Source organism: Agrococcus sp. DT81.2, from assembly GCF_049844935.1.
Classification (GTDB): Bacteria; Actinomycetota; Actinomycetes; order Actinomycetales; family Microbacteriaceae; genus Agrococcus.
Map to the genome: position 1 here is coordinate 207093 of NZ_JBNCLZ010000002.1, position 13383 is coordinate 220475.

At 72.9% G+C, this 13383-nt stretch carries 9 protein-coding genes; 4 read left to right on the forward strand and 5 right to left on the reverse strand.

Annotated elements, in window-relative coordinates:
- Positions 1–16 precede the first annotated feature (16 nt).
- From ACLQ21_RS04285 to ACLQ21_RS04295, 3 genes are all read left to right on the forward strand, one after another.
- Positions 17–727 (forward strand): maleylpyruvate isomerase family mycothiol-dependent enzyme, encoded by a 711-nt coding sequence (locus ACLQ21_RS04285; RefSeq protein WP_425661817.1) that lies wholly within the window; start codon positions 17–19, stop codon positions 725–727.
- Between the two features lie 279 nt (positions 728–1006).
- Complete coding sequence (locus tag ACLQ21_RS04290) at positions 1007–1753, forward strand: DUF805 domain-containing protein (RefSeq protein WP_425661819.1); 747 nt, start codon at positions 1007–1009, stop codon at positions 1751–1753.
- Between the two features lie 80 nt (positions 1754–1833).
- The gene (locus ACLQ21_RS04295) at positions 1834–3993 is read left to right on the forward strand and encodes a DEAD/DEAH box helicase (protein WP_425661821.1); all 2160 of its coding nucleotides are present in this window, start codon (positions 1834–1836) and stop codon (positions 3991–3993) included.
- A 30-nt stretch (positions 3994–4023) separates the two neighbouring features.
- Here the strand turns inward: ACLQ21_RS04295 and ACLQ21_RS04300 are convergent, their stop codons facing one another.
- From ACLQ21_RS04300 to ACLQ21_RS04320, 5 genes are all read right to left on the reverse strand, one after another.
- Positions 4024–4614 carry a uridine kinase family protein gene (locus tag ACLQ21_RS04300; RefSeq protein ID WP_425661823.1) on the reverse strand — a complete coding sequence of 197 codons (591 nt, stop codon included), beginning with the start codon at positions 4612–4614 and terminating at the stop codon, positions 4024–4026.
- Positions 4615–4622: 8 nt separating this feature from the next.
- Complete coding sequence (locus ACLQ21_RS04305; protein WP_425661824.1) at positions 4623–6248, reverse strand: DHA2 family efflux MFS transporter permease subunit; 1626 nt, start codon at positions 6246–6248, stop codon at positions 4623–4625.
- A 79-nt stretch (positions 6249–6327) separates the two neighbouring features.
- The gene (locus ACLQ21_RS04310; RefSeq protein ID WP_425662408.1) at positions 6328–7314 is read right to left on the reverse strand and encodes an NAD(P)/FAD-dependent oxidoreductase; all 987 of its coding nucleotides are present in this window, start codon (positions 7312–7314) and stop codon (positions 6328–6330) included.
- Between the two features lie 76 nt (positions 7315–7390).
- Positions 7391–7810, reverse strand: coding sequence for a methyltransferase domain-containing protein (locus ACLQ21_RS04315; RefSeq protein WP_425661826.1), 420 nt, complete (start codon positions 7808–7810; stop codon positions 7391–7393).
- A 113-nt stretch (positions 7811–7923) separates the two neighbouring features.
- Entirely contained in the window at positions 7924–9093 is a 1170-nt protein-coding gene (locus tag ACLQ21_RS04320) for a LamG-like jellyroll fold domain-containing protein (protein WP_425661828.1), read from the reverse strand.
- Positions 9094–9205: 112 nt separating this feature from the next.
- Between ACLQ21_RS04320 and ACLQ21_RS04325 the strand changes: the two genes are divergently transcribed.
- Positions 9206–13378, forward strand: coding sequence for a BTAD domain-containing putative transcriptional regulator (locus tag ACLQ21_RS04325; RefSeq protein WP_425661830.1), 4173 nt, complete (start codon positions 9206–9208; stop codon positions 13376–13378).
- Positions 13379–13383: the final 5 nt, after the last annotated feature.

The window sequence follows — 13383 nt, forward strand, 5'->3', positions numbered from 1 at the left end:
CCGGTAGCGTTCGGCCATGGACCACCTGGCCGTGCTCGGCGACCTGCAGTCGGAGTTCCTCGAGACCACCCGACGCGCCGATCCTGACGTGCGCATCCCGTGGCTAGGGCGCTGGACCGTGCGGTCGCTCGTCGTGCACCTCTCCCGCATCCACCACTGGGCCGCCGCGCAGGCGCGACGCGAGCAGGAGACGCCGCTCGGGCGCGGCCCGTTCGACCTGCCGGTGCTCTACGAGGAGTGCGCGCGAGAGCTGCGCGAGACGCTCGCAGAGCTCGACCCGGGCGCTCGCGCGTGGACGCTGCTCGACGACGGCGTGCCGCGGAGCGAGCAGGTCGGCACCGTCGCCTTCTGGCACGGCCGGCAGGTGCTCGAGACGCTCGTGCACCTGTGGGACCTGCGCACGGCGATCGGCGAGCGGCTCGAGGTCGACGACGTGCTGTGGCTCGACTGCCTCGATGAGGCCGTGACGGTCATGCATCCCCGGCAGGTGCGGCTCGGCCGGGTCACCGCTCCCACTGCACGGGTGTCGTTCGCGTCGGCCGGGACGGATGCGATGCTGGAAGTTCGAGGCGCACCCGCCGATGCGACCGAGGCGGTCGTCGCCGGGCCGGTCGAGGCCCTCGCGCTCATCGTCTGGGGCCGACTCGGCCTCGATGCCGACGGCGTGGAGGTGCGCGGCGACCGCGGCGCTGCGGAAGCGCTGCTGGCCGCCGGCCTGACCCCGTAGCCGCGCGTGCGCTCCGCTGGCACGCTCCGCGGTTGCCGCACTCCATCCGGGTTCCCGCGCGGATCTGTGGGTGCGCCGGGCCAGACACCCGCAGATCGGTACCAGAAGCCAAATGGGGCGATCCGGCCGACCGGCTTCCGGTACGGATCGGCGGGTGCGCGCGCCGGTCACCCGCAGGTCAGTACGAGCACGCATCCGGGCGCCACATCCGATGCGCTTCGTTCATCTTTTTTCGCCCAGCGGTACCTGTGAGGGTGCTGGATGGGGGACACTGAGCGAGTGAGCATCGCCAGCACCGTCCCGGTCGGTCAACCCCTGTACGGGGCGTCGTTCGGCCAGTCGATCCAGCGCTTCTTCCAGGGCTACGTGAAGTTCTCGGGCCGTGCGAGCCGCAGCGAGTTCTGGTGGGCGATGCTGTTCACCTTCCTCCTCGCGCTCGTCGTCCAGATCCCGTTCTGGGTCGTGTGGGTGGCGTTCATGACGCAGGCCGTTGCCGCGGAGACGGCGAGCACGCCGGTCAGCGACAGCGGCTTGCTCGCGCTCTCCGGCGGGATGCTGGCCGTCATCGCGGTGATGGCTGTCGTCTCCCTCGCGATCGTGCTGCCGACGTACGCGGTGATGTGGCGGCGCCTGCAGGACGCGAACTTCCACGGCGCCTTCATGCTGCTGTCGCTCGTCGGGCTCGGCATCGTGCCGCTCGTCATGTGCGCGCTGCCGTCCAACCCCGAGGGGGTGCGCTTCGACCCCGCGTACTCGGGTCAGATCGCCTACGGCTACCAGCCCGCCGCCTCCCCCGCGTACGGGCAGCCCGTGCTCTACGGACCGGCGGCCTCGTCGCCCGCGTATGGCCAGCAGCCTTACGGCCAGCAGCCGTACGGGCAGCCGTCGCAGCCCTACAGCCAGGGCTACCAGCAGGGGGCGACGTCGCCGATCCCGCAGACGTACGGCGGCCAGTCCTACGGCGGCCAGTCCTACGGCGGCACGCCCTACGGCCAGCCGGCCGGCGACGGCTCGCAGCAGCAGTAGAGGCGGCGGCCGCGCCGCCACCGCACCGCGCCGAACCCCGAGGACCGCCTCCTGTCAGCGGCACCTGCGAGGCTGATCCTGTGACGAACCCCCGCGCCGAGCTCCGCGACGCGGCCCTCGAGATCCTGCGAACGCTCGTCGGCTCCCCCGACGCCGACTTCCACGAGGGCCAGTTCGAGGCGATCGAGACGCTGGTCGCCGACCGCGAGCGCGCGCTCGTCGTCCAGCGCACCGGCTGGGGCAAATCGGCCGTCTACTTCGTCGCCACCCTGCTGCTCCGCCGCCAGGGCGCCGGCCCCACGCTGCTCGTCTCGCCGCTCCTCGCCCTCATGCGCGACCAGGTCGCGGCCGCCGCCCGCGCCGGCGTCCGCGCCGTGGCGATCAACTCGGCCAACGCGCACGAGTGGGCGGATGTGCTGCGGCAGCTGGACGACGACGAGGTCGACGTGCTGCTCGTCTCGCCCGAGCGGCTCAACAACCCGCGGTTCCGCGAGGAGCAGCTGCCGAAGCTGATCCCGCGCACGGGGCTCCTCGTCGTCGACGAAGCGCACTGCATCTCCGACTGGGGCCACGACTTCCGTCCCGACTACCGCCGCCTTCGCGACCTGATCGCCGACATGCCGCAGGGGGTGCCGGTGCTGGCGACGACCGCGACCGCCAACGCCCGCGTCGTCACTGACGTCGCCGAGCAGCTCGAGCACGCCGGCGGCCGACCCGTCGTGACGATCCGCGGCCCGCTCGCGCGCGCATCCCTTCGCCTGGGCGTGCTGCGGCTGCCCGACGCCGGCGCCCGCCTCGGCTGGCTGCTCAGCCACCTCGACGCGCTGCCCGGTTCCGGCATCATCTACGCGCTCACCGTCTCGGCAGCCGAGGACACCGCCCGGCTGCTGCGCGAGGCGGGGCACGAGGTGCAGGCGTACACCGGCCGAACGGATGCCGGTGACCGCGAAGGGCTCGAGCAGGCGCTCAAGGACAACCGGGTCAAGGCGCTCGTCGCGACGAGTGCGCTCGGCATGGGCTTCGACAAGCCCGACCTCGGCTTCGTCATCCACCTCGGCGCTCCCTCGTCACCCGTCGCGTACTACCAGCAGGTCGGCCGAGCCGGCCGTGCCGCGATGATCGCGGGCAAGGCGGCCAGCGCCGATGTGCTGCTGCTGCCCGGACCCGAGGACGAAGCGATCTGGCAGTACTTCGCGACGTCGTCGATGCCCGACGAGCAGAAGGCGCTCGCCGTGATCGACGAACTCGCCTTCGAGGGTGCGCCGCTCTCCACCCCGGCCCTCGAGGCACGAGTCAACCTCAAGCGCACACCGCTCGAGCTGCTGCTCAAGGTGCTCGACGTCGACGGCGCCGTGCAGCGAGTCACGGGCGGATGGGTCGCCACCGGGAGACCGTGGGTCTACGACGCGGACCGGTACGGCCGCATCGCCGCCGCTCGCCTGCAGGAGCAGGCCTCGATGCTCGAGTACGAGCGCACGAGCGGTTGCCGCATGGAGTTCCTCCAGCGCACCCTCGACGACGACACGGCCGTGCCTTGCGGCCGGTGCGACAACTGCGCGGCCGCGGCAGGGCAGCCGGCCTGGTACCCGAGCGATGTGCGCGAGGAGGCGTCCGGTCGGGCGAAGCAGTCGCTCAGCCGCGTCGGTGTCGCCATCGAGCCGCGCGCGCAGTGGCCGACGGGAGCCGAGAAGCTCGGCGTGCCGGTCAAGGGCAGGATCGCGCCGGCGGAGCGTGTCGAAGAGGGGCGTGCCCTCGCGCGGCTCACCGACCTCGGCTGGGGCGGCACCCTCCGCGACCTGCTCGCTCGAGCCACTCCGGACGCGCCCGCGAGTCCCGCCCTCGTCCAGGCGTGCATCCGCGTGCTGGCCGAGTGGGGCTGGGACGAGCGCCCAGCGGCAGTCGTCAGCCTGCCGTCACGGCGCCGACCGCAGCTGATCGACTCGGTCGCCCGCGCGCTCTCCGACGCCGGCCGATTGCCGTACCTCGGCACGCTGAGCCTCGTCGACGGTGGCCCGTCGGGCGAGCCGGGCGGCAACAGCGCCTACCGCCTGGCGAGCGTCTGGGACCGGTTCGGCCTCGGACCCGAGCTCGCGACCGCGGTCCAAGCCCATGCGGGCCGCCCCGTGCTGCTCGTCGACGATCTGGTCGACAGCCGATGGACGATCACGGTCGCCGGCCGCCTGCTCCGCGCAGCCGGAGCATCCGCCGTGCTGCCGTTCAGCCTCGCCGTGCAGGCGTAGCCGGCGTCGCGGCCGCGCCGAGCGCAGCGGTCACGCCGGAACGAACCGGATGTCCGCCGCTTCCCGCGGTCGGAAGCGCTCCTCGAACGCCCGATCCGTCGGCGCCCACACCTCGCGCCACAGCGCGTCATGGTCGGCGCCGGCGTGGCGGTCGCGACGCATCCCGCGCTCCATCGCCTCCTCGAGCGGCACGTCGACCCAGACGGTGACGTCGAGCCGCGGAAGGAGCCGCGGGTGCAGCAGCCCGACGGCGTCGACGAGCTGCACGCGCGCGACGGGGGCGACGCGCGGCGGCTGCCGGCCGCCGGTCGCCCAGTCGACGGGGTGGAACTCGGCCGCACGGCCGGCGCGGAGCTCGTCGAGGACCGCGCCCAGCTCATCCCGCAGCAGTGCGGACCAGTCGTCGCTGGGCGCCCGGCTGCCGAGCGGGTCGAGGAAGTCGTCGCCGCGCACGCGACGGGCCGCTGGCAGCCGATCGGCGAGGGCTCGCGCGAGCGTCGACTTGCCGGCGCCGCCGAAGCCCGCGATGCCGACCACCACCACGCGCCGCTCGGCCAAGCGCGCTCGGATGCGCTCGGCCAGCTCGTCGACGGACGTCACGGCGGTCATGGCGGCGGTCATGGCGGCGTTCAAGCAGCCTCGGTGCGCTCGGACTCGCGGGCGTCGGCGGCGGGGCGGATGCGCAGGCTCGACAGCAGGCCGACGACGAGCGCGGCGGCCGCGATCCATCCGGCGAGCGAAGTGCCGTCCGTCATCGCCGCACGCGCCGCGTCGGCGATGAACGCCGTCTGCGGGTCGGCCGCGAGCGCCGCGATGCTGCCGCCCGAGCTCGCGTTCACCGAGTCGACGAGCCCCTGCAGCGCGGGGTTGCCTGCCACCGCGCCGGCGAGCCGGTCCTCGGTGCCCACCTGCAGCGTCGTGAAGAACGCGGTGCCCAGCACCGCGATGCCCAGCGCAGAGCCGGTCAGCCTGGCTGTGCTCTGCGTGGCCGAGCCCTGCCCGCTGCGCTCGACCGGCACATCCGCCAGCACCACGCTCGTGAGCTGCGCGGTCGCGAGCCCCACGCCCATGCCGTACACGAACAGCACCGGTGAGGTGAGCCATGCGGTGCTGTCGGGCCGGATCAGCAGCGCGAGCGCCGCGATCGCGGTGATCTCGAGCACGAGGCCGATGCGCACGACGACGACGGGCGTGAGGCGACGCGCGAGCTGCGCGACCGCACCGCTGGCGAGGAACGAGCCGGCCGCGAGCGGCACGAGCGCGAGGCCTGCCTCCAAGGCGGTGAATCCCAGCACGTTCTGGAACCACAGCGGCAGCGACAGGATCAGCCCGAACTCGCCGAAGCTGACGATGAGGGCGGTGATGTTGCCGTTCGCGAACGAGGGGATGCGGAACAGCGACAGGTCGAGGATGACTCCCTTGCCGGCGGCCGTCCGCGCGCGCTCCCAGAAGAAGAACGCGACGAGCGCGGCCACCGCGACGAGGAACGCGACCGGCACGGGCGAGAGGTCGCCGACGCGGAACGGCGCCTTGTCCTCGGCGAACCACCAGCCGTAGCTGCGGCCCTCGATGAGCGCGAAGACGAGGGCGCCGAATCCGATGATCGACAGCACCGCGCCGCCGAGGTCGAGCCGCTGCGCGACGCCGGTGACGCGCTCGCGCGACTCCGCGACGAACAGCAGCAGGCCCGCGACGATGAGCACGCCGACCGGGACGTTGATGCCGAACGCCCATCGCCAGCTGGCGTTCTCGATCAGCCAGCCGCCGACGAGCGGTCCGATGGCCGCCATGCCGCCGATCGTCGAGCCCCAGACCGCGAACGCGATGCCCCGCTCGCGGCCGTGGAAGTTCGCGTTGAGGAGCGCGAGCGACGTGGGCAGGATCATCGAGCCGCCGAGGCCCTGCAGCGCACGCCCGCCGATGAGGAGCGCCCCGCTGTCGGCGACGGCGCACAGCACGCTCGCCACGACGAAGATCACGACGCCGACGAGCATGATGCGGCGCCTGCCCGCGCGATCGGCGAGCCTGCCCCACGTCAGCAGCAGCGCGGCGAACAGGAGCGTGTAGATCTCCTGCACCCACTGGATCTCAGTGCTCGAGATCGCCAGGTCGTCGACGATCGCCGGGATCGCCACCGAGACGATCGTCGAGTCCATGATGATGAGCGCGACACCGAGGCTGATGGCCAGCAGTCCCCACCAGCGGTATCGCACGAAGCGGTCGGCGCTGACGGCGGGCTCGGGACTGCGGCTCACGGTGCTCCTTCTGGCACGGATGCGCGGGCCGCTCATGCAGTCCGGAGGCAACTCGACCTCGATATGTTAGCCAGGCTTGCTATGTGGTGGTCGACCGACCGTCAGCCGCATCGCGGCGGCCTTCGAGCAGCGCCGCGACCCGCTCGGCGGTCCCCCACGAGAGCGTCATGCCCGAGCCGCCGTGCCCGTACGCGGCGATGACGCGCAGCGCTCGGCCGGGCACGTCCTCGATGCGGAGGCGAGCTCGGCCAGGCCTCAGGCCGACCGCGCGCGACAGGATCCGCTGCCCGGCGACGGCCGGCACGAGCGCGGCGCACCGCTCGAGGATGGCCGCCTCGGTCGCCGGATCCGGCTCGAGCGACGTCGCGCCCTCCTCATACGTGCCGCCGAGCACGACGCAGTCGCGGCGCGGCAGCACGTAGGTGAGCCCGGCCGGGTTGTCGTCGTCGATGACGAACTCGGAGATGCCCGGGTTCTCGACCCGCACGACCTGCCCCCGCACGGGCACGACGCTCGCGTCGTCGCCGAGCAGCGATCCCCCACGCGCCCCGGCGGCCACGACCGCGACATCGAAGTCGTCGGCGAGCGCATCCACGTCATCGACGGCACGGTGCTCGAAGCGCACGCCGAGCGCCTCGCACTGCTGCCGCAGCCAAGGCAGGTACAGCGACATGGTCGCGAGCGGCACGGTGATGCGCATGCCCGTCGCGCCGGCCGGCAGTGCGGATGCGGGCAGCTCGATCGCGTCGCTCGACGACAGATGGGCGGCCCAGGAGCGGTCCGGGTAGGGCGTGCGCTCGACGATCGTGCCGCTGCGCAGGTCGATGCCGGCCTCGGGACGCTCCCCGGCGATCGCGGTGAACCGCCGCAGGGTGCTCGCGAGCATCGCGTCGACCGCCGGCGAGCCCTCGGCCGCGTACGGGAACCAGACGGCACCGGCGATCGCCGAGGTGGTCTCGAGCGGGTCGAGGTCTGCCAGCACGGTCACGTCGCGACCGCTCGCCGCGAGCTCGTGCGCGACCGACAGCCCGATCACGCCTGCCCCGATCACGGCGATCCGCTGCATCACTTCCCACTCCTCGACGTCGCCGATGGTCGTTCAGCCGCATTATCGCGCTGAACGACCACCGGCGACGTTGAGATCAATGGAGGGGGACCGCCTCGAGGGGGTCGCCGCGGTCGATGTAGACGGATGCGTCGGGCGTCGTCGCCGCCGCGAGCCGCTCCATCGCCGCGGCCTCGAGCTCGGGATGCCGGCCGTCGAGCGCGCCGACGCGGATCGCTACGACGAGGTCGAACGGCTGCTCATCGCGGCGCAGCCGGAACTCTCCGGCGGAGGAGACGCGGAACTCGAGGCTGCCGCGGTCAGGCGCGCTCTGCGCCGCCGCGACTGCGAGCGGCGAGCGGTCGATGCCGAGCACGTGACCCTCGGGCCCGACCCGCTCGGCGATCGCGCGCGCGAGCGCGCCCGGTCCGCACCCCACCTCGAGCACGCGCATGCCGGGACGCAGCGGCAGCGCCTTCAGCACTGCCGCGAGCCGCGGCGAGAGATCGGCCGTCATGTCGCCTCCAGGGCACCGAGCATGGCGGTGCCGGGCGGGCGGCACAAGCCTCTGCGGCCGAGCACGCCGGCGAGGAGCGGTCGACCGAAGCCTCCGCTCCTCGCTCCCGACGCTCAGTACGAGGGATCCGTGCTGGTGCGCGTCCACGTGCGCTCGGTCATGAAGCGGACCATCTCCTCGTCGGCGCACGGGCTGCCGTCCGCTCGGCACTCCACGAGCATGAGCGTCAGGGCGTCACCGTCGAGGCTCCAGTCGAAGGTGGCGCCATTGGTGTCGTCCCCCATCGTCAGTGTCTCGCCGTCGATGGTGAGCACGCCGCCATCACCCTCCGGGACGCCGTCGACCAACCACAGCTCAGCGTCTCCGATGAACCCCTGCCACCACTCCGGGCCGTCGAAGCCAAGCCGCATGGCGGTCAGGTCGCCGAGCTCGGCCATGTCCTCCGGCGTGAAGACGTCGGTGAGGAAGGCGACCTCGTCGGGCGTGTAGACGTAGTCCCAGGTGCCGTCGAGCACGCCGTCGCCGTAGCTCGCGGGGTCGGGGCCCGCTGCGACCGGCGGATCGGTGGTCGGGCGGGTGGCCTCCATCTCCGTGACGACGGCGCTGCCGTCCAGGCTCGCCTGCACGATCCGCACCGCCGTGACGGCGCCCGGCCAGAAGTCGGCGGGTTCGGCGTGCGCTTGGGCACCACCGAGCACGAGGTCGCCGCCGACCCTGATCGGGGCGTTGAAGCTCGTTACCGCGGCTTGAGCGCCGTCGACATAGAGCGTGAGGGTGCCGGCACCGGCGTCGAACCCGCCGGCGAGGTGCACCCAGCGGTCCCCGTCAGCGACGGCCGTGTCGCCGAGCGCGCGCACGGTGTGGCCCTCCTCGTTGGTGTCGGCGTCCTTCATGCTGAACGCGAAGCTGCCATCGGCGAGCCCCAGGAAGAAGCTCCCGGCGACGTCGCCCATCTGCGACACGGCAGCGACGAATGCGCCCTCCGTGGCGAGCGCGACCCAGGACGAGACCGTGAAGCTCTCCCTCGTATCGAAGTCCGGCGGTGCTGGTGCAGTGGCGAAGCCGGTGAGTCCGTCGAGGACGAGCACGCCATCGGCGAGCTCGGCGCCGCCTTGGAGCGTCACGGATGCGTCCGTGTCGCCCGCCAGGTACGTCCATCCATCGACCGCGGCATCATCGGCGGACGACGAGGCGGCGCAGCCCGATGCGACGAGCAGCAGGCTCGCGGCGACCGCCATCGCGCGCAGACCGCAGTGACGATTCATGTGCTGGTTCGTGTTCATGCGCTCATCGTGATCGCGAGCGGTACCGCTCGGGCCCGCGCCGGTATGCATCGGGTATGCGCCGCGGAGTCCTGCTGTTGACCCGCCCGCAGCCCGGGCAGACAATGCGACCGTGACCATCCGAGTGCTCGGCTCCACCGTGGTCGACGACGGTGCGCTGAGTCCTCGCGATCGGGCCGTCCTGGCCGTCCTCGCCGTGCGTCCCGGCCATGCTGTCGCGAGTGCCGAGCTCGCGGAGGCGACGTGGGCAGGCCGCCTGCCGGAGACCTGGCCGAAGCAGCTGCAGGCGACGATCAGCCGACTCCGCCGCGTCCTCGGTCGGCGCACGATCGCCACCGCGCCGGACGGCTACGCCCTCGACGGGTCAGCGGCCGTGGACTGGCTGCAGTTCGAGCACGGGCTGGCGTCGGCGCGACTGCACCTCGCTGCGGGTGAGCCCGAACGAGCGGTGGAGACCTACCGGCGCACCCTCGCGCTCTGGCGCGGTCCGCCGTTCGTCGACCTTCCCGAGTGGCCACCGGCCCGCAGCGTTGCCGCGATGCTCGAGGAGCTGCACCGCAGCGGCGAGGAGGAGCTGCAGGAGGCGCACCTCGCGTGCGGCGAGCATCGCAGCGTCCGCACGGCCGCCGAGCAGCTCGTGCGCGAAGCTCCGCTGCGCGAGTCCCGCTGGCACCTGCTGGCACTGGCCAACTACCGCAGCGGACGCCAGGCGGAGGCCCTGGAGACGCTCCGCTCCGCACGCCGCCACCTGGCAGATGAGCTCGGCATCGAGCCCGGCGCCGATCTGATCGCGCTGGAGTCGGGCATCCTGCGGCAGGACCCTGATCTCCTCCCTCCGCGCCGCACGGCCCCTACGAGCCCTGATTGTCCATACCGCGGGCTCGCAGCGTTCGACATCGACGATGCCGCGGCCTTCCACGGCCGGCGATCGATCACCGGATCCGCGACGGCTCGCCTCGAGCGCACCGGGTTCGTGGCGCTCATCGGCGCCTCCGGCTGCGGCAAGTCCTCGCTCGCGCTCGCCGGTGTCGGCGCCGCGCTGAGCGCGCGCGGCTGGACCATCGCGACCGTCCGACCTGCGGCGGGCGCGGCCGGGGCGCTCGAGCAGATCGCTCGGTCCGGCAGTGGCGGGCAGCGGCTCGTCATTGTGGACCAGTTCGAGGAGGTCTTCCAGCTCGCCGAGGCAGAGCGCGCGCTGCTGTGCTCGCTCGTCGGGCAGCTGGCGGACGCGGACGTCCCGGTGCTGCTGACGCTGCGGTCGGACTTCCTGGATCGCGCCGCGACGCTCGAGCACGTCGGCGCGCGCATCGCGGCCGAGGTGCTCGTGGTCCCGACGATGTCCCGCGCTGAGCTCCGCGAGGCGATCGAGACCCCGGCGCTCGAGGCGGGGCTCCGGCTTGAGGCGGGCCTCACCGAGCTGCTCCTCCGCGATGCGGACGGTGAGCGCAGTGCCCTCCCCCTCCTGTCGCACGCGTTGGTCGAGACATGGAGGCGGCGCGAGGGGTCGGTGCTGACCGTGTCGGGGTACGAGGAGTCGGGCGGGATCGCCGGGGCCGTCGCTCGATCGGCCGACGCGCTGTACCGCGGGCTCGACGACTCGGACCGCCGGCTCTGCCGGGACATCATGCTGCGGCTGGTCGAGCCCGGGTTCGACGGGCACCCCGTGCGACGGCGCATCGGCGCCGACGTGCTCATCGACGACCCAGCGCGACGCGCGGTCGTGGCTCGGCTGACCGGGGCGCGGCTCGTGAGCGCTGAGGAGGACGCGCTCGTGATCACGCACGAGGCGATCGCGACCGCGTGGCCGCAGCTGCAGGCGTGGCTCGAGGGCGATGCCGAGGACGCGCGCACGATGCGCCAGCTCGCCCTCGCCGCCCACACCTGGGCGACCGAAGGCGAGCGCGAAGAGGATCTGCTGCGCGGCGCCCGCTTGGCTGCGGCGGAGGGCTGGCGAGCTCGAGTGGATCCGGCGCTCACCGCTGCCGAGCGGCGCTTCCTGGACGCCTCCGTGAGCAGGGAGCGCGCTGAGGCCGCCGAGCTCGTCGCGCGGTCGGCGCGCGACCGACGCCAGAGCCATCGGCTCGGCATCGCGCTCGCCGGCGCGGCGGCCCTGCTCGTCGTCACCCTCGCCGCCGGGGGCGTCGCGCTCGTCCGCGGCGAGGAGGCCGCTCGCAGCGCGGACTCGGCGAGCGCCGCGCGCGAGGACGCGGGCATCGAGGCGCTCCTCGGAACCTCGCTCGCCCTGCGTGGCTCCGAGCGCGATGTGTCGGCCCTGCTGGCTGCGGAGCTGTGGCGCCGATGGCCCGAGGATCCTCGCGCGCGCTCCGCACTCATGGGCGTCGTCACGGCGAGCGGCGGCCTGCTGGGCACGCGCTACCTCGACGTCGAGCGGATGACCGGTTCGGCGACCCCCACCGGAGACGTCCTGACCATCGAGGATGACGAGCGACTCGTCCTGCGCGACCCCCTGACGGGCGCGATCATCGCGACCCGCATCCCGTCCGAGGGCGTGCCCCTCGGGGTCGCCGTCAGCGGGGACGGGGCACGAGCGGCGGTGCTCAGCACGACGGACGAGTTCGAGACGTTCACCGCGACCGCCTACGCGCTGCCGGCGCTCGCACCGGTCGGGGCGCCCGTCCTCCTGCCGGCGGCAGCGCGATCGCTCGCGATCGATGTCGCGGGCGCGACGATCGCGACCGCGTCGGAGGCCGGCGCCGTCACGCTCGTGGACGTCGCCGCTGGGACGGCGCGCACGACCGCGCCGCTCGGCCCGGAGGTCCTGCCGTCCAACAGCTTCGCCTCCGCCCTTGTCTTCTCGACGTCCGGCGATGTCGTGCTCGGCACCACTCGACCAGAGCTCCAGGTCATCGACGGGCAGACGCTCGAGGTCGAGCGGCGCATCGCGGTGCCCGAGCGTTCGGCGCACAATGCACTGGCGCGCACGGCCGCCGGCACCGTCGTCGGCAGCGGTGAGCTCGCAACCTTCGGCGTCGACCTCGAGAGCGGCCGGCTGCTGTGGACCCGTGATCTGGAATCCTCGAAGCCCACCGCTTGCCTCTTCCTCGCCGCCTCGGCGGCATCCGGCCGCCACTACTGTGCCGACGCCTTCGGGGGTGTCTCCGAGCATCGACTCGAAGACGGCCTCCCGACGGGCCGTGCGTTCGATCCGCAGCTCGGTCAGATGGCGGGCATCGGCCTCTCGGAAGACGGCGCGCGGCTGCTCGTGGTCGGCGCCGCGACGCCGACACTCTCGGTCTTCCAGACGGATGGCGGCGGTGCGGTCTCGAGGATGATCGCGGCCGGGCAGGTCGCGTTCGACGGGTTCGGCCTGGGCGGCTCGCGGATCGTCGTCGCCGAGCGACCCGCGGACGCTGTGTACGACACCGACATGTCGGCGTTCTCGATCTGGGACCCCGTGCGCGACGAGCCGACGTTCGTGATCGACGAAGCGGTCTGGGGCGCGGGATGGTTCGGCGACGACCTGGTCACCGCCTTCCAGCCCGTGGACGGCAGCTTCCGCTTCCTGCGCGCGTCGACGGGCGAGCCGGTCGACGGCGGCCCGGTCCCGACGACAAGCGAGCGCAGCTGGCCAAGCCCCTCCGGTGCTCGCTCGTACATGGCGATGGAGGACGGCGAGGTCGCCGTCTTCGACGGGCAGACCGGCATCCCCATCCCGCTCCCCAACGCGCTCGAGGGCGAGCGGGTGCGCTGGATCTCGGCGAACGAGGACGACTCCATGATCGCCATCACACGTCTGCGGGACGGCGACTTCAGAACGAGCATCTTCGACGGCGCGACGGGGGCTCCTATCGTCGACGGTCTCGTCGGTCCGGGCACGACCGCGTTCGGCGACGACGAGCTGTTCGCCGCCGAGGACAACCGCATCACCCGCCACGATCTGGGAACCCTCGCGCTCACAGGCACGCTGCCGGGCGCGAGGGGCGAGGTCAACGGCCTGCAGGTCGACGCCGCGGGCGCCACCCTGTTCGCGACATCGAACGACGAGACCGTCACGCTCTACGACGTCGCGTCCGGTCGTCGGCTCGGCGATCCGATCCCCGCGGACGTCCCGCTCATCGGGCAGGGCTTCCTCCGCCCGGACGGCGAGGCATTCATCGTGAACGTCGCCGACGGCGTGCAGCTCTGGGACGCGCGCGCGCAGTCGCACTACGAGGCAGCCTGCCGCCTCGCCGGCCGCGAGCTGACCGACGAGGAGTGGCAGACCTACCTGTCGTGGCTGGCCGATCGGCAGCCGGCCTGCGCCGGCGTGCTCCGGGCGCCCTGACCGGC

Bases quoted from the DNA above. Each gene is read 5' to 3' on its own strand.
- ACLQ21_RS04285 (WP_425661817.1), top strand. From the start codon at position 17: ATGGACCACCTGGCCGTGCTCGGCGACCTGCAGTCGGAGTTCCTCGAG.
- ACLQ21_RS04300 (WP_425661823.1), bottom strand. From the start codon at position 4,614: ATGACCGCCGCCATGACCGCCGTGACGTCCGTCGACGAGCTGGCCGAG.
- ACLQ21_RS04310 (WP_425662408.1), bottom strand. From the start codon at position 7,314: ATGCAGCGGATCGCCGTGATCGGGGCAGGCGTGATCGGGCTGTCGGTC.
- ACLQ21_RS04315 (WP_425661826.1), bottom strand. From the start codon at position 7,810: ATGACGGCCGATCTCTCGCCGCGGCTCGCGGCAGTGCTGAAGGCGCTG.
- ACLQ21_RS04320 (WP_425661828.1), bottom strand. From the start codon at position 9,093: ATGAACACGAACCAGCACATGAATCGTCACTGCGGTCTGCGCGCGATG.